A 19,422-nucleotide genomic window follows, 5' to 3' on the forward strand; every position below is an offset into this window, starting at 1 on the left:
TGTCCACTTCGGCGGCATAGGTTCCCTCCAGGGCCCACTGGAACCGGGTCCACCACTCTTGCGGTTGTCCGCCAGGCGCCTCTGACTGATGGTCACGAGCGCGATGAGGCCCGCAATCACCCCGACCGTGAGTGTTGCCCACGCCTGTGCCGTCATTACTTTCTCCCCCCGAAGAATCGATGACGACATCCTGCACCCACCCGCCGACAGGTTTCAGGAGTACCGGTCGAGGAGTGCGGCGAGCGGGATCTCTTCGGTCTCCGAGTAGCCCGTGCCGCGCCACTTGTACAGCTCCGATCCGGTTGCGACGAGGAGTTCGTCGCCGTGCCGGGCGAGGGAGACCTGGGTGGTGTGGATCGGCGCGACTGAGACCGGTTCGAGAGTGTCCCCGTCGAGGCGGACGAGCAGCCAGAACTGCTCCTCGCTCCGGTACGGACAGGGGCCGTCGAGGGGCCACCAGCCGTCCTCGCCGGTGCCGTCCGTGGGGTGACAGACGACGAACAGTTCGTCCCCGATGGTCTGCATGCTCCAGCCGCGCGGCGGGCGACGGTGGCTGGGCGCGACCGTGAGGTCGCGCCGCACGTCGAGGGCGATCGGTTCGCCGATCGTGCCCCCGGTGAAGATGCGCGGCGGCGCGCCGCCGAAGCCGTCCGCGTTGGGACCGACGTCGTGGAGGACGGGTCCGACGGTGACTGCGCCCGAGTCGTCGACCCGGACCAGCCGGTGGGTGCGATCGTCCGGATCGATCTGGCCGTTGCAGGTCAGCAGGAGGAACCCGGAGTCGGTGACCGCGCCCCAGCGCGGCGCATCGCCGGCATACACCGGTCTGCGCAGCGCGACGTCGCCGGCCTCGACCAGATGCAGTCGCACGGTGTTCCGCTCCTCGTGGAGCGCGACCAGCGCGGTTGGGTCGCCGGGCAGGACGAAGACGACCGGCGACGCGCACACCCGCGCGACAGCACCGTCGGCGATGCGGAACACCCCGTCGGACCGGAACGCCCAACAGACGCCCGCGACGGCCCACAGTGACGGGATCTCGTAATCGTGTTTCGCCGCCACCGCGCCGGGCAGCAGGTGCTCTACCGGTTCCTTCTCGCCGGACAGGTCGAGTTCCACCACGATCGGGAGTTCGCGATCGATCGTCCATCCCCGATCACCGTCGACGGCGTTGGGGCACACCCGCGGTCGCGGCGTTGCGGGTGGAACGTCGGCGAGATCGAGATCGACGACGGCCGCCCACTCCTGCCGCGCGCCGTCGTCCTCGTCCGTAGCCTCCGACGGCCCGCCGAACCACTGTGGGCAGACATCCACGTCGCGGTACCGGTACGTGCCCGGGACCACGACGTACCGGTCGCGATCGTGGTCGACACGCATCAGGACCGACTCGATCTGCACACGGAGGATCCGGCCGCGTACCGGGATCGGCGATCCGTACATCCGGTCAGCGGCGAGCGTCGCCCGCACGCGAACGGCACCGGACATCGGGCGGCGAGCTCGCCATCGCGCTTCCCAACCGCCGCCGTGGAGGCGCGTCGGCCAGACCTGATGGACGTCCTCCGGCGGCCCCGAGGTGAGCGGCGGACGGTCGGGAATCGCCTGGCCGGTGAGGTCGATGACGGCGAGGTCGGACGGGTCGTCCCGCACAGGTACGTCGACGACGATCTCGTACTCGCCGATCTCACCGACGGCCGGGGGTGCGGGCCAACCGTCGCCGATCATCCAGCTCGCGATCCGCACACGCAGTGGCGCGGCCGCCTCGGAGCCGGTCACGGTGCCGCACCGGCGTCACCGGGGTCGGTGAGATCGAGGTCGGTGGTCTCCATCCCCGCGTGCCGGGGCGCCGGTATTCGACATGCCACACGACAAGTACATCATGGCATCGAGGTGTGGGAGCGTCGATGGGCCCGGATGTCGGGCCGGGGTGGGACAATGACCGTCATGAGGTCGTACCGGGACAGCGCTGTGGTGCTGCGGCAGCACAAGCTGGGGGAGGCCGACTACATCCTCACGCTGCTGACCCGGGAGAACGGCCTGGTCCGCGCGGTCGCGAAGGGGGTGCGTCGGCCGCGGTCGCGGTTCGGTGCCCGGCTGGAACTGTTCGCGCATGTCGACCTGCAGCTGCACCCCGGCCGCAACCTGGACATGGTGACGCAGGTGCACTCGATCGCCGCCTACTCGGGTGATCTGGCGGGCGACTACGGGCGCTACACCACGGCGTGCGCCGTCATCGAGACCGCGGAGCGGCTCGCGGGTGAGGAGCGGGCCCCGGCGATGGAGCTGCACCGGCTCACCGTCGGCGCGCTGCGCGCCATCGCCGCGGGCGCGCGCGATCGCGACCTGGTGCTGATCTCCTTCCTGCTCCGCGCGATGGACTCGGCGGGCTGGGCGCCCGCCCTGACGATCTGCGCACGCTGCGGCGATGAGGGGCCGCACCGCGCCTTCCACGTGGCCGCGGGCGGCGCCGTCTGCGTGCACTGCCGTCCCTCGGGCTCGGCGGTGCCGGGGCAGGGCGTTCTGGACCTGATGGCGGCTCTCGCGCGAGCCGATTTCGACTTCGCCGAGACCATGGGCGAGCGGGTGCGTAGGCAGGCGAACGGGCTCGCCGCGGCGCACCTACAGTGGCACGTGGGACGGCAGCTGCGATCGCTGCCCATGATCGAGCGGCATGCGCCGCACAGTCCGGCCCTTGCGGCCGGTGAGAGGGAGGTCGACGGTGCCGGGACTGCGGCGGGGTAGGTCGAAGATGCCACCGGCGCCGGTGACGGTGCGGCCGCCGGATCCGCACCCGTCGGGCGCGACGCCTCCGAAGATCCCCGCGGAGCTGGTGCCGAACCACGTCGCCCTCGTCATGGACGGCAACGGTCGCTGGGCGCAGGAGCGCGGCATGGCCCGCACCGAGGGGCACAAGCGCGGCGAGGCCGTGCTCATGGACACCGTCTGCGGGTGCATCGAGATCGGGGTGCAGCAGCTCTCCGCGTACGCCTTCTCGACCGAGAACTGGTCGCGCAGCCCGGAGGAGGTGCGCTTCCTCATGGGGTTCAACCGCGACGTGATCCGGCGCCGGCGGGACGAGATGCACGAGATGGGGGTGCGGGTGAAGTGGGCGGGGCGCCGTCCGCGGCTGTGGCGCAGCGTGATCAAGGAGCTCGAGGTCGCCGAGGAGCTGACCAAGGACAACACCGTGATGACTCTGACGATGTGTGTCAACTACGGCGGCCGGGCCGAGATCGTCGACGCGGCAAGGGAGATCGCACGTCGGGCGGCGGCGGGGGAGATCAGCCCGGACCACGTGACCGAGCAGTCCTTCCAGCAGTACCTGTACCAGCCGGACATGCCCGACGTGGACCTGTTTCTGCGCCCCTCGGGGGAGAAGCGGTCGTCGAACTTCCTGCTCTGGGAGAGCGCCTATGCCGAGTACGTCTACCAGGACACGCTGTTCCCCGATTTCGATCGGCGCAACCTCTGGGACGCGTGCCTCGAGTACGCCAAGCGGGACCGGCGATTCGGCGGTGCCGAGTGATGGCGGCCGAGCCGCCCATCGGGGGCGCGGGCGAGCCGCCCATCGGGGGCGCGGCCGAGCCGCCCGTCGGGGGCGCGGCCGAGCCGCCCGTCGGCGGAGCGCGGGACCCGCGGCTGAACGCGCTGCGCTCGCGCCTGGAGTCGGCGCTCGCCGACGGGATGGTGCTGCGCCGTGACGCGAATCAGGCCGTGCTCATCGATTTCGGTGATACGCCCGCATCGGTGCAGGTCTTCGAATTCGCGCGCGATGTGGACGTGTACTCGCTCACCCAGGTGGTGGCGTGGGATCTGCCGCTGAGTGACGACCTCCGCACAGACGTGAAGTCAGTGGGGGAAGAGGTCCAGTTCGGCGCCCTGCGCCTCATGGAGCGCGAGGTCTCGGCGGATCTGGTGCTGCACTACTCGTTCCCCGCGGGCACGCTCGCGGGTGATGCGCTGCGGGAGTTCGTTCTGTTCGTCCTGGCCCAGGGGGTCGACGCGCGCCGCCGCCTCGTCGGCTGACGGCGCGCGCCGGGCTCCTGCGGGGGCGTCAGGGGCGCAGCAGGACCTTGCCGACACGGCCCGGACGGCCGCTCGCCGCCGCGGCGGCGGAGATCTCGTCGAGCGGGTACACCCCGTCGACCGGCAGCGCGAGGGTGCCGGCCGCCACGCCCCGCACGACCTCCGCCATCAGCTCGGCGCGCTTGGCCGGATCCATCTCCTGGCTCACGGTGCGGCCCCAGAAGCCCTTCACCACGATCTCCTTGAAGATCGCCACGTTGACCGGGATCTCCAACATCGCGCCCTCGCCCGGGTTGGTGGCGCTCATGGCGCCGAACGAGACGAGGGTGCCCCGCCGTCCGAGCAGGAGGGCGAGTTGGGTGCTCGCCGCTCCGCCGATCGAGTCGACGGCGGCGGCGTAGCCCGCCTCTCCGGCGAATTCCTTGGCGCGCGCACGCCAGCCCTCGGTGTCGGTGGCGATCACGTTCGTCACGCCGAAGGCCGCGAGCTCGTCGACGGCGGCGGACCGCCGGACCAGGCCCGTGACGTTGACACCACGTGCGGCTGCGAGCTGCGCCAGCATGCGTCCCACCATGCCGTTCGCGGTGTTCTGCACGACCCATTGCCCGGGTTGGACGTTCAGGTAGTCGAGCAGCGTGATCGCGCTGAACGGCATGGAGAAGATCTGCGCCGCGGCCTCGTCGGAGATCTCCGCGGGCACGGGCATCAGCCCTGCGGCGTTGGCGACGAAGTACTCCGCCCAGGTGCCGAAGGCCGAACCCGTGGCGACGCGCTGGCCGACGGTGAGGCCCTCGACCCCCTCGCCGAGCGCGTCGATCACACCGACGGCCTCGGAGCCCGAACCGGCGGGGAGAGTGGGCTTGTAGCCGTAGTCGCCCTTCACGGTCCACAGGTCGTGGTTGTGGATGGGCGCGAGGAGGGTACGGATCCGGACCTGGCCGGGACGGGGCTCGGGCAGCGGGACGTCGCGGACGGAGAGGACGCTCGCGGGGTCGCCGAACTCGTCCTGGATCAATGCACGCATGGGTGTCTCCTTGTCAGTGGGTGATTCGAGGGATGGTCAGTCGTCGGCGACGGTGACGGTGACGGTGACGTCGATGTTGCCGCGCACCGCGTTCGAGTACGGGCAGACCTGGTGCGCGGCGTCCGCGAGCGCCTGGGCCGCGTCGTGCTCGACCTCGGGGATGACGACCTCGAGTGCGACGGTGAGTCCGAAGCCGCCGGAACCGTTGGGGCCGATGCCGACTCGGGCTCCCACGCTCGAATCGCCGAGAGCTACCCTCTGCGAGCGGGCGACCATCTGCAGTGCGGAGTGGAAGCACGCGGCGTAGCCGGCGGCGAACAGCTGCTCGGGATTGGCGCCGTCGCCCGAGCCGCCCATCTCCTTCGGGATGGCCAGCTGCAGATCGACGCGACCGTCGTCGGTGCGGGTGCGGCCGTCGCGGCCTGCGCCGGTGGCGATCGCCTCGGCGGTGTACACGGTGCTCATGGGTGCTCCTCTGGAACGGGGGTGGTCAGGTGTGCGCTGCGCAGAACCGGTTCGCCAGGTCGCGGAGCGCGATCGCGTCCTCGAGGGGCAGGTTGAAGCCCTCGTAGACCCGGCGGCGGGCGGCGTCGACGGCGGGACGCAGCGCGCGCCCCGCGTCTGTGACGTGGACGGTGACCAGGCGTTCGTCGGCCTGGTCGCGTCGGCGTTCGAGGAGGCGCGCCCCCTCGAGCCGGCGGAGGAGCGGCGAGAGGGTGCCGCTGTCGAGCCGAAGGCGTTCTCCCAGGGCCGAAACGGTGACGCCGTCGCGCTCCCACAGGGCGAGCAGGGTGACGTACTGGGTGTACGTGAGCCCCAGTGCGGACAGCTCCTCGCGGTAGGCGTTCGACGCCACCCGCGCCGCCGAGTACAGGGCGAAGCACAGTTGCTCGTCGAGGGTCTGATCCGCATCCACGTCCATAAGAGTGACACGCAATTCGATTGTGCACAACTAAAAACTGCCTCCGTGTACGAATCGAAGGGGGATGTCTACCTGCAGGTTTACACCAAGTCGAAATCTGTCCATCGATTGCTTGACAAAGTCACCATAGATGTCAAATACTGAGTCCAGAGCATATGACCTCAGTCACAGCCCCCGCCGGGGGCGAACGGATTTAGGAGGGCACCGTGAAGGGCCTGGCTTACATCGACGCGGACGGCAAGGAAGCCGTCTGGACCGACCACAAGAAGCGACTCTGGCTGTGGGGCCTGTTCGTTCCCACCGCGCTGTTCTTCGCAGTGGGGCTGATGATGCTGCTCGGCATCGGCAGCACCCCGCTGATGTACCTCGCGCCGGTGCTGTGGTGGATCGGCCCGCTGCTGCTGTACGTGATCCTGCCGATCGTCGACATCAAGGCCGGTGACGACGGCGAGAATCCGCCGGAGGAGGTGATGGAGGCCCTCGAGAACTCGCGCTACTACAAGTGGCTCACCTACATCTTCCTCCCGTGCCATCTCGCCTCGCTGGTGGCGATGTGCTACTTCCTCACCGCCGACGACCTCAGCTGGCTGGGCGGCGTGTACGCATACGGCGGCGGGCTCAGCCTGATCAGCCAGATCGGTGTCACCCTCAGCCTCGGCGTGGTCACCGGCATCGGCATCAACACCGGTCACGAGCTCGGCCACAAGAAGCCCGAGAACGAGCGCTGGATCGCCAAGCTCACCCTGGCGCCGGCCATGTACGGCCACTTCTTCATCGAGCACAACCGCGGCCACCACGTGCGCGTCGCCACCCCGGAGGATCCGGCCAGCGGCCGGTTCGGTGAGACCTTCTGGGAGTTCCTGCCGCGCAGCGTCTGGGGCAGCCTGAAGTCCTCGTGGGACCTCGAGAAGACGCGTCTGGAGCGTCTCGGCAAGAGCCCCTGGACGCTGAAGAACGACGTGCTCAACGCCTGGCTGATGACCGTCGTCCTGTACGGCGTGCTCACCGCGATCTTCGGCTGGTACGTGCTGCCCTTCCTGATCATCCAGGGCGTGTACGGGTTCAGCCTGCTGGAGTCCGTGAACTACCTCGAGCACTACGGTCTGCTCCGCCAGAAGACGGCCTCCGGCCGCTACGAGCGCTGCGCGCCCCGTCACTCCTGGAACTCGGACCGCATCGTCACCAATGTCTTCCTGTACCACCTGCAGCGGCACAGCGACCACCACGCCAACCCCACGCGGCGCTACCAGACCCTCCGGTCGTTCGAGGAGGCACCGTCGCTGCCCCAGGGCTACGCCACGCTGATCGGTCTGACCTACTTCCCGCCCCTGTGGCGCCGGCTGATGGACCACCGCGTCCTGGAGCACTACGACGGTGACATCACCAAGGTCAACATCCACCCCCGCGTCCGTGACAAGGTCCTCGCGCAGTACGGCGCCCCCACCAGCGGAGAGCAGGCCGCAGCATGAGCTCCTACAAGTGTCCCGTCTGCGACTACGTCTACGACGAGGCCGTCGGTGCCCCTCGCGAGGGGTGGCCCGCCGGCACCACCTGGGACGCGGTCCCGGACGACTGGAACTGCCCCGACTGCGGCGTCCGCGACAAGGTCGACTTCGAGCCCGTCTGAACCGAACCATCAAGCCCCGGAGAGGAACCCATCATGAGTGACGCACCCTTCAAGCTGTTCCGCTGCCTGCAGTGCGGTTTCGAGTACGACGAGGCCGAGGGCTGGCCGGAGGACGGCATCGAGCCCGGTACCCGCTGGGACGACATCCCCGACGACTGGTCCTGCCCCGACTGCGGCGCAGCCAAGGCCGATTTCGAGATGGTCGAGGTGTCCCGGGCATGAGCACCGACAGTGTGGTGATCGTCGGCACGGGCATAGCGGGCGCCACTGCGGCCCTGGCGCTGCGGACCGGCGGATTCGACGGGGACGTGACCCTCATCGGGCGCGAACCGCACCTCCCGTACCGGCGGCCCACGCTGTCGAAGGACGTGCTTCTCACGGGAATGCCCGTCGAGAAGGCGCTCCTCAAGCCCGCGGCGCACTGGGCGGACATCGGCGTGACGGTCCGCACCGGGGTCACCGCCACCGGCGGCGAGACCGTCGATCGCACCCTGGAGCTGTCCGACGGTGCCTCCCTCTCCTACAGCTCGCTGGTACTGGCCACCGGCGGCGTCGCCCGGGAGCTGCCGGGGCTGCCGCCCGCGTCGCGAGTGAAGTACCTGCGGGACGTCGGCGACGCGATCGCCCTGCGCGACGAGCTCGGGCGGGCGGACAGCGTGATCGTCCTGGGCGCTGGCCTCATCGGCTCGGAGGTGGCCTCGGCCGCCGCCGGACGGGGCGCGAGGGTCACCGTCGTCGAACCCGCCGGCCTGCCGCTGGCCCGCGTCGTGCCCCCGTCGATCGGGGGGCGGCTCGCGGCCCTGCAGCGCGACGCCGGGGTCGAGCTGTTGCTCGGCGTCCGGCCGGGGGAGATCACCGTCGACCCCGACCAGGTCTGCGTCGCACTGCCCGACGGTGGCCTCCTCGTCGCCGATCTCCTGGTGGTCGCGGTCGGTTCGGCCCCGGACACTCGGTTGGCGGAACGCCTGGCCCTGCGGGTGGACGACGGTATCCTGGTGGACGAGCGGTACCGCACGTCCGCCGAGGGCGTCTACGCCGTCGGCGACTGCGCACGGGTGCCCCATCCGTTGGAGGGGGGCTCGTACCGCGCCGAGAACTGGTCGGCGGCGCAGGACCAGGGCGCGGCGGTCGCGCAGGTGCTCCTCGGTGGTTCGCCCGCGCCCACGGTCCCGTGGGGCTGGTCGAACCAGTTCGGGGCGGTACTGCAGTTCGCGGGTTGGCCCGCGGCGGATGACGAGTTGGAGGTGGACGGCCCCATGGACGCGGCGAGCGGTGACCCCTTCTTCGCGCGGTGCCACCGTGGCGGCGCGCTCGCGGGCGCCGTGGCCCTGGGCCGGCCCAAGGAGCTGCGGGCGGTCCGCGCCGAGTTGTCCGAGCGGATCGCGTCGGCGGTCGTGCGATGACCGTCCTCGTCGGGCGCACCGTCGATGCCGCGCCCAAGCAATCGGTGCGGGATCAGGCGCTCGACGCGGTGAGCGGTTTCCTCGCGGGGCGCGAGTGGTCGGCTGTCACGATGGCCGCGGTGGCGCGGGAGGCGGGGGTCAGCAGGCAGACCCTCTACAACGAGTTCGGCTCCCGCAAGGGCATGGCCGTGGCCTACGTGACCCGCTTCGTCGACGGTCTGCTCGCCTTCGTGCAGCAGCGGATCGACGCGAATCCCGGCAAGATCGACGCCGCCGTCGAGGACGCGATGCGGGGTGTCTTCGAGATCGGCATGGGGGACCCGGTGGTCATCAACATCGTCGGGCCCAACCCCCATCGCGACCTCATGGGAATCGTGACGGTCGACGGTACGCCGATCCTGCAGCGCGCGACCGAGGGCCTCGCCGAGATCCTCGCGATGAGCTGGGCACAGGTGCGCCGGGCCGACGCGCAGGTGGCGGCAGGCGTGCTCGTGCGCCTGGCCTTCAGCCATCTCACCATGCCGATCGAGGGACCCGAGGAGGCCGCCAGGGAGATCGCCACCGTCCTGTCGCCGTTCCTCGGGCAGGCCGTGCGCGCCTGACGGCCCTCAGCGGGCCGAACACTCCGCGCAGCGACCGAAGATCTCCAGTGTGTGCGTCACATCCGTGAAACCGTGCGCCGCCGCGGTCCGTGCCGACCAGGCCTCCACCGCACGGTCCGTGACCTCGACGGTGCGCCCGCAGTCCCGGCAGACCAGGTGGTGATGGTGCTCGTCGGAGCAGAGCCGGAACAGAGCCTCCCCGCTGTCGGTGCGCAGGGTGTCGACGGTGCCCGCGTCGGCCATGGCCTGCAGGTTCCGGTAGACGGTGGTCAGGCCGATCGACTCCCCGTCCGCGCGGAGCTGTTCGTGCAGCTCCTGGGCGGACTTGAACTCCGATACCGACCGCAGCGCCTGCGTGATGGCGCCGCGTTGCTTGGTCGCCCGTACCCCGGTGCCCTTCGCCGCGTGGGTGGTCACCGTCAGAGCCCCGCTCGTTCGGTGGCGTGCGCGACGGCGTCGACCACGATGTGCGCCAGGTGGTCGTCGACCAGGCGGTAGAGGATCTCCCGGCCGTTGCGCTCGCCGCGCACGACGCCGGCGGACTTGAGCACCCGCAGGTGCTGGCTGACGAGGGGCTGGGTCACGCCCAGCGCGTCGACGAGCTGGTGCACGCAGAGCTCGGAGCGCATCAGCTCCAGCACGATGGAGATCCGGACCGGCGCAGCGAGGGCCCGCAACAGGTCTCCCGTCGCGGTCAGCACCTCGGGATCGGGTTGCATGGGCGGCGAGTGCTCGGGATCGACGGGGCAGTCGGTGACGGCGTCGGTGGGAATGGGAGACCTCCTGTTATCAAAAATCATTTTCATATGCGGAATCGGCCACGTCAAGCGACCGAGGCGGGAGGCGTCCCATCGCACCGTGCGCCGCGGCGTGAACGGTAGAGTCGGTGCGTACGTTTTTCCTTCTCACAACCCGTCGGAGATGAAGCGCGCCGTGGCCAAAGCAACCAAAGTCGATACCGTCGCCAACCTGTGCAAGCGCAGGGGACTGGTCTTCCAGTCGGGTGAGATCTACGGCGGCACGAAGTCGGCGTGGGACTACGGGCCCCTGGGTGTGGAGCTCAAGGAGAACATCAAGAAGCAGTGGTGGCGCAACATGGTCACCTCCCGCGACGACGTCGTGGGCCTCGACAGCGCGATCATCCTGCCCCGTCAGGTGTGGGTCGCATCGGGGCATGTCTCCGTCTTCAACGACCCGCTGGTGGAGTGCCTGAACTGCCACAAGCGGCACCGTCAGGACCACCTGCAGGAGGCCTTCGCGGAGAAGAAGGCGGCCAAGGGCGAGACCGTCGACCCGGACGACGTGCCGATGACGGAGATCGTCTGCCCCGACTGCGGCACCAAGGGGCAGTGGACCGAGCCGCGCGACTTCAACATGATGCTCAAGACCTACCTCGGCCCGATCGAGTCGGAGGAGGGCCTGCACTACCTGCGGCCCGAGACCGCACAGGGCATCTTCGTGAACTTCAAGAACGTGATGACCACCGCGCGGAAGAAGCCGCCGTTCGGCATCGGCCAGATCGGCAAGAGCTTCCGCAACGAGATCACGCCGGGCAACTTCATCTTCCGGACCCGCGAGTTCGAGCAGATGGAGATGGAGTTCTTCGTCAAGCCGGGCGACGACGATCAGTGGCACCAGTACTGGATCGACTACCGCCTCAAGTGGTACACGGACCTGGGCATCGACCCGGAGAACCTGCGCCTGTTCACGCATCCGCAGGAGAAGCTGAGCCACTACTCCAAGGGCACCGTCGACATCGAGTACCGGTTCGAGTTCGCGGGCAGCGAGTGGGGCGAGCTCGAGGGCATCGCCAACCGCACCGACTTCGACCTGGGCACGCACACGGAGCACTCGGGTGAGTCGCTGGAGTTCTTCGACCAGCAGTCGGGCGAGCGCTACACCCCGTACGTGATCGAGCCCGCGGCCGGCCTCACCCGCTCGCTGATGGCCTTCCTGGTGGACGCCTACACCGAGGAGGAGGTGCCGAAGGCGGGTGGCGGCAGCGACACCCGGGTGGTGCTCAAGCTGGACCGCCGCCTCGCGCCGGTCAAGGCGGCCGTGCTGCCGCTGTCCCGCGACGCGAAGCTCTCGCCCAAGGCCCGGGAGCTGGCCGCGGAGCTGCGCCAGTTCTGGAACGTCGACTTCGACGACGCCCAGGGCATCGGCAAGCGCTACCGCCGTCAGGACGAGATCGGAACGCCGTTCTGCATCACCGTCGACTTCGACACGCTCGAGGACGATTCCGTGACCGTGCGCGAGCGCGACACGATGCAGCAGGAACGCGTGCCGCTCGCGGAGATCCAGCAGTACCTGGCCGCTCGCCTCGCCGGCTGCTGACCCACTGCCGGTCCCACCGCCCACTCCGTGCACGTGCCGGGGTGGGCGGCGGCGTTTCTAGCTGCAGGTGATCTCGATGCGGAACTTCTTGGTGCTCAGGTCCGCGGCGCGGGCCTCACCGGTGATCGTGTAGCGGTTGCCGGCCTTCGACGCCTTGGCCGAGCCGACCTTCCCGACGGGGGTGTTCAGCACCGTCATCACGTTGCCGCCGGTGGCGATGAACAGGCTGTTCACCGTGGGCGGGTTGCCCTCGGTGAGCATGGCGCCGACGCCGCGGGCCGTCTGCACGCTGCCGGAGCCGACGGTGATGCCGTCACCGTTGCGCGAGCACCCGGCGTTGACGTACTCGGCCGCGCTCTCGGCCTTGCCGTCGACCTCGACCACGGTGCTGGAGTCGATGTTGGGGGAGGTGCACGCCGCGAGCGCCACCAGGGTGCAGCCCGCGAGGGCGACTGCCGCTTTCTTCATGCGCATCACCGTACCGGGGGATCTCCGCCGGTCCGGCGCGCCGCACTACCGGGTCGCGCGGTCCCGTTGTGGGATACTCGTCGCATGACGAACGGCAAGGTGGTCCACTTCGACACGCAGCGCGGCTTCGGCTTCCTCGCACCGGACGCGGGCGGCGAGGACGTCTTCCTTCATGTGAACGACATCGACTTCGACGAGTCGGCGCTGCGGCCCGGCACCGAGGTCACCTTCGACGTGGAGAGCGGCGACAAGGGACTCAAGGCCGTCAACGTCGCCGTGGTCGGCGGGGCGCCCGCTCCGCGCCGTGAGCAGCGCGATCACCGTGGGGACCGGGAGCACCGGGGTGACCGCGGGGATCGCCGGGACCACCGTGAGCAGCGGCCCCGTCGGGACGCCGCGCCGCGCGCCGCCGCCGGCGCCCTCGACATGCAGTCCTTCGTCGACGAGCTGACCGAGCTGCTGCTCGACTCCTCGGATGATCTGACCGCCGGCCAGATCATCGAGATCCGCCAGCGCATCGCGGATTTCGCCTTCGCCCGCGGCTGGGTCACCGAGTAGGTGCCACGGCTGCCCGGGCCGGCCGCGTACCAGCCGGCCGATGTCGAACGCCTCGTCACCGAGCCGCCCAAAACGGCCGGCCTCGAAACGGATTCGGAACCCACGCTGTTCTCGGGCCCGCAGTGGGAGGCGTTGCGGTGGGAGGGGCACAGCTCCGCCTTCGCGCGGGACCGCGCCCGCGTGCTGCACAGCGCCGCGCTGCGCCGCCTCGCGGATAAGACGCAGGTGGTCGGTCCCCGCGAGGGCGATACCCCGCGGACCCGGCTCACCCATTCGCTGGAGGTCAGCCAGATCGGCCGTGGCATCGCCCTCGGCATCGGCTGCGACCCCGACCTCGTCGACCTCGCGGGTCTCGCGCACGACATCGGGCACCCGCCCTACGGCCACAACGGCGAGCGCGCCCTCGACGAGGTCGCCCGGAACATCGGCGGCTTCGAGGGCAACGCGCAGAACCTGCGCATCCTCACCCGGCTCGAGCCCAAGGTGCTGAACGCGGCGGGGGAGTCGGTGGGGCTCAACCTGACCCGCGCCGCGCTCGACGCGGCGACGAAGTACCCGTGGCTGCGCCGCGAGCCCGGCGGCAAGTTCGGCGTCTACGACGACGATGCGCACATCCTCGATTGGATGCGCGGTGGCGAGGACGGGCCGCACGGGACCCGGCAGTGCCTCGAATCGCAGGTCATGGACTGGTCCGACGACGTCGCCTACTCGGTGCACGATGTGGAGGACGGGGTTCTCTCCGGTCGTCTCGATCTGCGTGCGCTCTCCTCCCGCTCGGAGATCCGCAGCCTCTCCGGCTTCGGCGCGAACAGCTTCAGCGGCGCCGAGGCCGCCGAGCTCGAGGAGGCCGGGGCCCGCCTCGCCTCCTTCGAGGTGGTCGCGGAGGCCGCGAAGTACGACGGTGGCCTCGCCTCCGCGGTGGCGCTCAAGCGGATGACCAGCGAGCTGGTGGGCCGGTTCGCCTCCGCCGCGATCGACGCCACCCGCGCCGCCACGGGCAACGAGCCGGTGTGCCGGTACGAGGCGGACGTCGAGGTGCCGAGGTCGGTGCGCGCCGAGGTGATCCTGCTCAAAACGATGGCGCTGCAGTACATCTACTCGAACCAGATGCACCGGGCCATCCAGCAAGGGCAGCGGGACCGGATCCTGCGCGTCGCCGACTACCTGATGGGCGCGTCACCGTCGAACATCGATCCGCTGTACTCCCCGGCCTACCTCGCCGCAGACTCCGACGCCGCCCGCCTGCGCGTAGTCGTCGACCAGATCGCGTCGATGACGGAGACCCGGTTGGAGCGGCTGGACCAGAAGGTACTTGAAGACTGACGTGCAAGTTGCATCTTCAGATGCAAGTAGACTCGAACTCGTGGTCGGCAGAATCCCGGAGCGTGACATCGCGGCGATCCGCGAACGTGCGCGCATCGAGGATGTCGTCGGCGAGTACGTGGCGCTGCGCCCCGCCGGCATCGGCTCGATGAAGGGCCTGTGCCCGTTCCACGACGAGAAGACCCCCAGTTTCCACGTGCGGCCCACGCAGGGCTTCTTCCACTGCTTCGGCTGCGGCGAGGGCGGCGACGTCATCTCCTTCCTGCAGAAGATCGAGCACGTCTCCTTCGTGGAGGCGGTGGAGCAGCTCGCCGACAAGGTGGGCATCCACATCAACTACGAGGGCGGCACCCCCGGCCCGAAGCAGGATCGCGGCACCCGCATGCGGCTCGTCGCCGCCAACGCCGCCGCGCAGAAGTTCTACGCCGAGCAGTTGCGCACGCCCGAGGCCGAGGTCGCCCGCGCCTACCTCACCGATCGTGACTTCACGGAGGAGGACGCGCGGTTCTACGGGTGCGGGTACGCCCCGTCGGGCTGGGACACGATGACGAAGGCCCTGCTGCGCCAGGGCTTCGACGTCAAGGAGCTCGAGGCCGCGGGGTTGTCGAAGCAGGGGCAGCGCGGCCCGATCGACCGCTTCCACCGACGCTTGCTGTGGCCGATCAAGAACCTCGGCGGCGACGTCATCGGTTTCGGCGCCCGCAAGCTCTACGAGGACGACAACCTCGGCAAGTACATGAACACGCCCGAGACCATGCTCTACAAGAAGTCCCAGGTGCTGTTCGGGCTCGACCACGCGAAGAAGCACATCGCCAAGAATCATCAGGTCGTGGTCGTCGAGGGCTACACCGACGTCATGGCCATGCACGCCGCCGGCGTGGAGACGGCCGTCGCGTCCTGTGGCACCGCGTTCGGCGAGGACCACGTCGCCCTCGTCCGGCGGCTCATGATGGACGACAGTTACTTCCGCGGCGAGGTGATCTACACCTTCGACGGCGACGAGGCCGGCCGCGCGGCCGCGATGAAGGCCTTCGACGGTGACCAGAAGATCGCCGGGCAGACCTTCGTGGCGGTGGCGCCCGACGGGATGGACCCGTGCGAACTGCGCCAACGCCGCGGCGACGAGGCGGTGCGCGACCTCATCGCCCAGCGCGTGCCGATGTTCGAGTTCGCGGTGAAGACGCTGATCACCGAGTTCGATCTCGATACCGCCGAGGGGCGCGTGCACGCCCTGCGCCGCTCGGTGCCCGTCGTCGCGCGGATCAAGGACATGGCGCTGCGGGACGAGTACGCCCGGCAGCTCGCCGGCTGGGTCGGCTGGGACGACGTGACGCAGGTGCTCCGCCGCGTCCGCGAGGAGTCCGCGCGGATCCGCCGCGGTGAGGGACGCCCCGGGCCGGGCGCGCCGGCACCGTCGAACAACAGGTTCCGGGAGGCGGCGCCGGAGGTCCCGGCACCCCGCCCGACGGGGCCGCAGCGTCCCAACCCGGCCGATCCCGTGCTCTGGGTGCAGCGCGAGGTGCTCAAGGCGGCCCTGCAGGTGCCGTCGCTGGCGGGCATGGTCTTCGACGCCCTGTCCGACGACATGTTCTCCGATCCCGCGTACCGCGCCGTGCGGCTGGCGATCGAAGCCGCGGGCGGCATCGCGGCGGGGCTCGGCGGTCCGGAATGGGTCGACACCGTGGTCCGGCACGTCGACGGCCCGGTGCTGGAACCGCTGGTCACCGAGCTCGCCGTGGAACCCTTGCAGGTGGCGGGGGAGCCGTCGCCGCGGTACGTCGAATCGGTGATGGCGCGGCTGCAGGAGGTGTGGGTCGGGGCGCAGGTGGCCGACCTGAAGTCGAAGCTGCGGCGCATGTCGCCGAACGCCGACAGCGATTACAACCGCCTGTTCGGCGACCTCGTCGCGCTCGAGAGTTACCGGCAGAGCCTGCTCAAGATGGCCGTGGGGGACAAGGCCTTCTGAGCCACGGCTCGTCAGTCCAGGTCGGTCTTGGGGGAGTAGATCACCGTCTGCGCGTCGATCTCGCGCATGGTGCGCATCTTCGGATCGGGATTGAGCTGCTCGGCGAGCTTGCGCCGGCCGATCTCCACGGCCTTCTTCGTCGCGGGGCTGGAGGCGATGGCCTTCGCGGTGCGGTTGATCTGCTCGTACCGGCGGCGTCCGGCCTTGGTGCCCAGCACGTAGCCCGCACCAGCGGCGATAACCAGTCGGATCATGCCGCCACTGTACCGGCCGCGGGCCCGCTCCGGCGGGCGGTCCCCGGCCGATAGGCTCGAAGCCATGAGCTCGTACCCGCCCGCGCAGACGACCGCAGAGTTCGAGGCGAACATCGCCGAGGTGATGCGCCGCATCGACGCGGCGGCAGTCCGGGCGGGACGGTCACCATCGGACGTGCGGCTGCTGCCGGTCAGCAAGACGGTGCCGCAGGAGCGGCTGCGGCTCGCCGTGGCCGCCGGATGCCGCGAGCTCGGCGAGAACAAGGTGCAGGAGGCCAAGCGCAAGAGCGCCGAGATGGCCGACCTGGACGTCTCCTGGGCCGTGATCGGGCACCTGCAGACCAACAAGGCCAAGGACGTCGCGGCGGTCGCTGTCGAGTTCCAGGCGCTCGACAGCGTCCGGGTCGCGGAGGCCCTCGATCGCAGGTTGCAGGCTCTCGGCCGCGGGCTGGACGTCTACGTGCAGGTCAACACGTCGGCGGAGGAGCAGAAGTACGGCCTCCCGCCCGCCGAGGTACCCGCCTTCCTCGAGGAGTTGCCCGCCTTCGCCTCGCTGCGGGTGCGCGGATTCATGACCCTCGCCGAGTTCTCCTCCGACGAGGAGCGGGTGCGGGCCTGCTTCCGTCGCCTGCGCGAGGTGCGGGATCGGGCCGTGCAGTCCTGGCCCGAGGCGGGGGAGCTGTCGATGGGCATGTCCGGCGACTACGAGATCGCGGTCGAGGAGGGATCGACCTGCGTGCGCGTCGGCCAGGCGATCTTCGGTTCGCGCGCGCTGCCCGACAGCCACTACTGGCCCGAGGGGCAGTAGCCCGTGCTGACCGACGACGAGGACCGCCGGTTCACCGCCGCCGATATCGCCGAGCTGCTGGCGGTGGTCGTGGCGCTCGGTGTGCTGTTCTGGCTGCTCGAACCGCTCGCGCCGTGGCTGAAGTACCCGGGGATCCTGTTCGGTGGTGTCGCAGTGCTCGCCGTGTGGCGCCTCGGCCGCCGGTGGGTCGCCGCCCGCGTCGGCCGGCAGCAGCGACGGCTGGCCCCGCTGCGGCTCGCGCAGGCCTCGCCCGGAACGTACTCGCTCACCCTCCTCGCGGGGGACGCGCCGGTCGACGGTGCCGTGCGGGACCTCGGCCACGAACCGACCGGGTACTTCTGGCAGGCCGTCGCGGAGCGCCTCCTGGCCGGTGCCATGGCCGGGACCGTCGCCTTCGACGGTGCCGCCGGGACGTTCCGGGCGCTCAGCACCGACCGCGACTCGCTGGTGGCGCTGGGCGCGGCGATGGCCCGCGTGGCGAACGATCCCGATCGCCTGCGTGAGGTGGTCGCCGCCGCCGAGGCCGACGGCATCGCCTTCGACGTCTGAGCGACCGGCGTCCTGCACAATGGGACTCCCACACCCGGTTGTAGCCCCTGATCGGAGACCCATCGTGCTCGGACTCGGACGCCCGTGCGTCACCCACCTTCATCCCGGCGTCCGCGCCGGCCAGCACACACCCGCACGGCCTGTGGGACGACGGTGAGGGCGCCCGCTGTGGCCGCTCCGAGCACGGATTCGGCGCGCCGAGTGGCCCTGGCCGCGCTCCTGGCGGGCATCGCGACCGGTGTGGTGGGTGGCCTGTTCCGGGTGCTGTTGGGCGCCGCGGACGAGTGGCGGGAGCGGATGGCCGCCTGGGCGCACCACCTGTCCGGCCCCGGTTTCCTGGTCCCGATCCTGGTCTCCGCCGTCGCCGCCGGCCTCGCCGCGTGGATCTCGGGCCGGGTGCCGCTCGCCGCGGGCAGCGGTATTCAGCACGTCGAGGCGGTCGAGCGCGGCGAGGCGGCGCCGGCCCCGCTGTCGGTGGTCCCGGCCCGGTTCGCGGGTGGGCTGCTCTCGATCGGCGCCGCGGGCATGGTGCTCGGCCGGGAGGGGCCCACCGTGCACATGGCCGCCGCCCTGGGCCACGCCTTCGGCCGGTGGTTCCGGCTGAGTGGCGATGCCCTGCGTTCGCTGCACTCTCAGCTCTCGGGGGTCGGTCTCGCCGTCGCCTTCAACGCCCCGTTCGGCGGTGCGCTGTTCGTGATCGAGGAGGTGACCCACCGGGTCCGCTCGCGGGACATGGTCCCGTTGCTACTGGCGGTAGGGGCTGGCGTCGCGGTGTCGCGCCTGATCGCCGGTGACCAGCCCGACTTCGCCGTCGGGGCGGTCGCCACGCCCACCGTCGGGCAGCTCCCCGGATTCCTCCTGTTCGGCGCGGTCGTCGGGCTGGCCGGGGTCTGCTACTCCCGCCTGACGATGACGCTGCTGCGGGTGGCGGATCGACTCACCCGGGTACCGCTCGCAGCGCGGGGCGCCGTCGTGGGCGCCGTGGTCGGGGTGTTCGTCTTCGCGGACCCGAACCTGGTCGGCGGTGGTGACGTGGTGACCGGGCTCGTGGTCGCGGGCGCGGATCTGGCGCTGCCGACGCTGCTGCTGTACCTGTGCGTGCGGTTCGTCGCCGGTCCGCTCAGCTACGCCGCGGGCACGCCGGGCGGGCTGTTCGCGCCGATGCTCGCTCTCGGTGCGCTCGCGGGAACGATCTTCCACGCCGCGGCCGCCGCGGTGCTGCCCGCCGCGGTGATCGCGTCGAGCGCGGTTCCCTACGCGCTGGTCGGCATGGTGGCGCTGTTCGCGTCGTCGGTCCGGGCACCGCTCACGGGTCTCGTGCTGGTGACCGAGATGACCGCCGTGACGGCGGTCTCGATCCCCATGGTGCTCGCCGCGGCCGCCGCCTTCGCCGTCGCGGCGGCGATGCACTGCCCGCCCATCTACGACTCGCTGCGCGAGCGGATGCTCGGCGCCGCGCACGGCGCACCGTCGGGCGGCGGGCCGTCGGATACCCCCCGAACGGCGTCGGAAACCCTATTTTCGACGGGACCGCCAGCGGTCTACGCCCGTCTTTCTGGGG

General features: G+C 70.4%; 23 protein-coding genes. 15 read left to right on the forward strand and 8 right to left on the reverse strand.

All coding sequences use genetic code 11. The features are described from left to right. Positions 1–213 precede the first annotated feature (213 nt). A complete protein-coding gene (locus AC21LY_RS08970; protein WP_489046085.1) occupies positions 214–1,770 on the reverse strand; it encodes a hypothetical protein in 1,557 nt (518 codons plus the stop codon). A gap of 168 nt (positions 1,771–1,938) precedes the next feature. On the opposite strand from AC21LY_RS08970, the gene recO reads away from it, so the two are divergent. From recO to AC21LY_RS08985, 3 genes are read left to right on the forward strand one after another with little or no spacing between them, the layout of a single operon-like run. Further along, a complete protein-coding gene (gene recO, locus AC21LY_RS08975) occupies positions 1,939–2,736 on the forward strand; it encodes a DNA repair protein RecO (RefSeq protein WP_489046087.1) in 798 nt (265 codons plus the stop codon). Between the two features lie 7 nt (positions 2,737–2,743). After that, entirely contained in the window at positions 2,744–3,520 is a 777-nt protein-coding gene (locus AC21LY_RS08980) for an isoprenyl transferase (RefSeq protein ID WP_489046089.1), read from the forward strand. Then, the gene (locus AC21LY_RS08985; protein ID WP_489046091.1) at positions 3,520–4,020 is read left to right on the forward strand and encodes a hypothetical protein; all 501 of its coding nucleotides are present in this window, start codon (positions 3,520–3,522) and stop codon (positions 4,018–4,020) included. Before AC21LY_RS08980 ends, AC21LY_RS08985 begins: the two co-directional genes overlap by 1 nt. 28 nt (positions 4,021–4,048) lie before the next feature. Here the strand turns inward: AC21LY_RS08985 and AC21LY_RS08990 are convergent, their stop codons facing one another. The 3 genes from AC21LY_RS08990 to AC21LY_RS09000 are packed head-to-tail and all read right to left on the reverse strand — an operon-like array spanning position 4,049 to position 5,960. Further along, complete coding sequence (locus AC21LY_RS08990) at positions 4,049–5,044, reverse strand: zinc-binding dehydrogenase (protein WP_489046093.1); 996 nt, start codon at positions 5,042–5,044, stop codon at positions 4,049–4,051. Positions 5,045–5,080: 36 nt separating this feature from the next. Then, positions 5,081–5,509 (reverse strand): organic hydroperoxide resistance protein, encoded by a 429-nt coding sequence (locus tag AC21LY_RS08995; RefSeq protein ID WP_489046095.1) that lies wholly within the window; start codon positions 5,507–5,509, stop codon positions 5,081–5,083. A 25-nt stretch (positions 5,510–5,534) separates the two neighbouring features. Further along, positions 5,535–5,960 (reverse strand): MarR family winged helix-turn-helix transcriptional regulator, encoded by a 426-nt coding sequence (locus tag AC21LY_RS09000; RefSeq protein WP_489046097.1) that lies wholly within the window; start codon positions 5,958–5,960, stop codon positions 5,535–5,537. A 212-nt stretch (positions 5,961–6,172) separates the two neighbouring features. On the opposite strand from AC21LY_RS09000, the gene AC21LY_RS09005 reads away from it, so the two are divergent. Genes AC21LY_RS09005 through AC21LY_RS09025 form a run of 5 tightly spaced genes read left to right on the forward strand, consistent with a single transcriptional unit; the run spans position 6,173 to position 9,598 of the window. Continuing rightward, on the forward strand, positions 6,173–7,435 hold the full coding sequence (locus AC21LY_RS09005; RefSeq protein ID WP_489046099.1) for an alkane 1-monooxygenase: 1,263 nt from the start codon (positions 6,173–6,175) through the stop codon (positions 7,433–7,435). Next, a complete protein-coding gene (locus tag AC21LY_RS09010; RefSeq protein WP_489046101.1) occupies positions 7,432–7,593 on the forward strand; it encodes a rubredoxin in 162 nt (53 codons plus the stop codon). Before AC21LY_RS09005 ends, AC21LY_RS09010 begins: the two co-directional genes overlap by 4 nt. Before the next feature lie 33 nt (positions 7,594–7,626). Beyond that, the gene (locus AC21LY_RS09015) at positions 7,627–7,815 is read left to right on the forward strand and encodes a rubredoxin (RefSeq protein ID WP_068521261.1); all 189 of its coding nucleotides are present in this window, start codon (positions 7,627–7,629) and stop codon (positions 7,813–7,815) included. Beyond that, entirely contained in the window at positions 7,812–8,996 is a 1,185-nt protein-coding gene (locus AC21LY_RS09020; RefSeq protein ID WP_489046104.1) for an NAD(P)/FAD-dependent oxidoreductase, read from the forward strand. The genes AC21LY_RS09015 and AC21LY_RS09020 overlap by 4 nt, the downstream gene beginning before the upstream one ends. Continuing rightward, positions 8,993–9,598 (forward strand): TetR/AcrR family transcriptional regulator, encoded by a 606-nt coding sequence (locus tag AC21LY_RS09025; RefSeq protein ID WP_489046106.1) that lies wholly within the window; start codon positions 8,993–8,995, stop codon positions 9,596–9,598. Before AC21LY_RS09020 ends, AC21LY_RS09025 begins: the two co-directional genes overlap by 4 nt. Before the next feature lie 6 nt (positions 9,599–9,604). Here the strand turns inward: AC21LY_RS09025 and AC21LY_RS09030 are convergent, their stop codons facing one another. Together AC21LY_RS09030 and AC21LY_RS09035 are read right to left on the reverse strand one after the other, a co-directional pair. Beyond that, entirely contained in the window at positions 9,605–10,015 is a 411-nt protein-coding gene (locus AC21LY_RS09030; RefSeq protein ID WP_489046108.1) for a Fur family transcriptional regulator, read from the reverse strand. A 2-nt stretch (positions 10,016–10,017) separates the two neighbouring features. Continuing rightward, the gene (locus tag AC21LY_RS09035) at positions 10,018–10,317 is read right to left on the reverse strand and encodes an ArsR/SmtB family transcription factor (protein ID WP_489046110.1); all 300 of its coding nucleotides are present in this window, start codon (positions 10,315–10,317) and stop codon (positions 10,018–10,020) included. Positions 10,318–10,531: 214 nt separating this feature from the next. On the opposite strand from AC21LY_RS09035, the gene AC21LY_RS09040 reads away from it, so the two are divergent. Then, entirely contained in the window at positions 10,532–11,935 is a 1,404-nt protein-coding gene (locus AC21LY_RS09040; RefSeq protein WP_489046112.1) for a glycine--tRNA ligase, read from the forward strand. A gap of 57 nt (positions 11,936–11,992) precedes the next feature. On the opposite strand, the gene AC21LY_RS09045 is transcribed toward AC21LY_RS09040, so the two are convergent. Then, complete coding sequence (locus AC21LY_RS09045; protein ID WP_489046114.1) at positions 11,993–12,403, reverse strand: lipoprotein LpqH; 411 nt, start codon at positions 12,401–12,403, stop codon at positions 11,993–11,995. Between the two features lie 84 nt (positions 12,404–12,487). On the opposite strand from AC21LY_RS09045, the gene AC21LY_RS09050 reads away from it, so the two are divergent. From AC21LY_RS09050 to dnaG, 3 genes are read left to right on the forward strand one after another with little or no spacing between them, the layout of a single operon-like run. Continuing rightward, complete coding sequence (locus tag AC21LY_RS09050) at positions 12,488–12,961, forward strand: cold-shock protein (RefSeq protein WP_489046116.1); 474 nt, start codon at positions 12,488–12,490, stop codon at positions 12,959–12,961. Further along, entirely contained in the window at positions 12,962–14,284 is a 1,323-nt protein-coding gene (locus tag AC21LY_RS09055; protein WP_489046118.1) for a deoxyguanosinetriphosphate triphosphohydrolase, read from the forward strand. It begins immediately after the preceding gene. Between the two features lie 40 nt (positions 14,285–14,324). Continuing rightward, complete coding sequence (gene dnaG, locus AC21LY_RS09060; RefSeq protein ID WP_489046120.1) at positions 14,325–16,250, forward strand: DNA primase; 1,926 nt, start codon at positions 14,325–14,327, stop codon at positions 16,248–16,250. Positions 16,251–16,261: 11 nt separating this feature from the next. On the opposite strand, the gene AC21LY_RS09065 is transcribed toward dnaG, so the two are convergent. Further along, positions 16,262–16,504 (reverse strand): hypothetical protein, encoded by a 243-nt coding sequence (locus AC21LY_RS09065; RefSeq protein ID WP_489046121.1) that lies wholly within the window; start codon positions 16,502–16,504, stop codon positions 16,262–16,264. A gap of 64 nt (positions 16,505–16,568) precedes the next feature. Here AC21LY_RS09065 and AC21LY_RS09070 point away from each other — a divergent pair, with 64 nt between their 5' ends. The 3 genes from AC21LY_RS09070 to AC21LY_RS09080 all read left to right on the forward strand — a co-directional run. Next, complete coding sequence (locus AC21LY_RS09070; protein ID WP_489046122.1) at positions 16,569–17,312, forward strand: YggS family pyridoxal phosphate-dependent enzyme; 744 nt, start codon at positions 16,569–16,571, stop codon at positions 17,310–17,312. 3 nt (positions 17,313–17,315) lie between these two features. Next, on the forward strand, positions 17,316–17,861 hold the full coding sequence (locus AC21LY_RS09075; RefSeq protein ID WP_489046124.1) for a hypothetical protein: 546 nt from the start codon (positions 17,316–17,318) through the stop codon (positions 17,859–17,861). A gap of 168 nt (positions 17,862–18,029) precedes the next feature. Further along, positions 18,030–19,422: ClC family H(+)/Cl(-) exchange transporter (locus tag AC21LY_RS09080; RefSeq protein WP_489046126.1), on the forward strand; the 1,393-nt coding region annotated here is incomplete at its 3' end.

The sequence above is a fragment of the Tsukamurella sp. II2bb genome, assembly GCF_057815145.1.

What these genes read in the sequence shown, in the direction of transcription:
- recO (WP_489046087.1), top strand. Translation starts at nt 1,939, where the DNA reads ATGAGGTCGTACCGGGACAGCGCTGTGGTGCTGCGGCAGCACAAGCTG.
- AC21LY_RS08980 (WP_489046089.1), top strand. Translation starts at nt 2,744, where the DNA reads ATGCCACCGGCGCCGGTGACGGTGCGGCCGCCGGATCCGCACCCGTCG.
- AC21LY_RS08985 (WP_489046091.1), top strand. Translation starts at nt 3,520, where the DNA reads ATGGCGGCCGAGCCGCCCATCGGGGGCGCGGGCGAGCCGCCCATCGGG.
- AC21LY_RS08990 (WP_489046093.1), bottom strand. Translation starts at nt 5,044, where the DNA reads ATGCGTGCATTGATCCAGGACGAGTTCGGCGACCCCGCGAGCGTCCTC.
- AC21LY_RS08995 (WP_489046095.1), bottom strand. Translation starts at nt 5,509, where the DNA reads ATGAGCACCGTGTACACCGCCGAGGCGATCGCCACCGGCGCAGGCCGC.
- AC21LY_RS09010 (WP_489046101.1), top strand. Translation starts at nt 7,432, where the DNA reads ATGAGCTCCTACAAGTGTCCCGTCTGCGACTACGTCTACGACGAGGCC.
- AC21LY_RS09015 (WP_068521261.1), top strand. Translation starts at nt 7,627, where the DNA reads ATGAGTGACGCACCCTTCAAGCTGTTCCGCTGCCTGCAGTGCGGTTTC.
- AC21LY_RS09020 (WP_489046104.1), top strand. Translation starts at nt 7,812, where the DNA reads ATGAGCACCGACAGTGTGGTGATCGTCGGCACGGGCATAGCGGGCGCC.
- AC21LY_RS09025 (WP_489046106.1), top strand. Translation starts at nt 8,993, where the DNA reads ATGACCGTCCTCGTCGGGCGCACCGTCGATGCCGCGCCCAAGCAATCG.
- AC21LY_RS09035 (WP_489046110.1), bottom strand. Translation starts at nt 10,317, where the DNA reads ATGCAACCCGATCCCGAGGTGCTGACCGCGACGGGAGACCTGTTGCGG.
- AC21LY_RS09045 (WP_489046114.1), bottom strand. Translation starts at nt 12,403, where the DNA reads ATGAAGAAAGCGGCAGTCGCCCTCGCGGGCTGCACCCTGGTGGCGCTC.
- AC21LY_RS09050 (WP_489046116.1), top strand. Translation starts at nt 12,488, where the DNA reads ATGACGAACGGCAAGGTGGTCCACTTCGACACGCAGCGCGGCTTCGGC.
- AC21LY_RS09065 (WP_489046121.1), bottom strand. Translation starts at nt 16,504, where the DNA reads ATGATCCGACTGGTTATCGCCGCTGGTGCGGGCTACGTGCTGGGCACC.
- AC21LY_RS09070 (WP_489046122.1), top strand. Translation starts at nt 16,569, where the DNA reads ATGAGCTCGTACCCGCCCGCGCAGACGACCGCAGAGTTCGAGGCGAAC.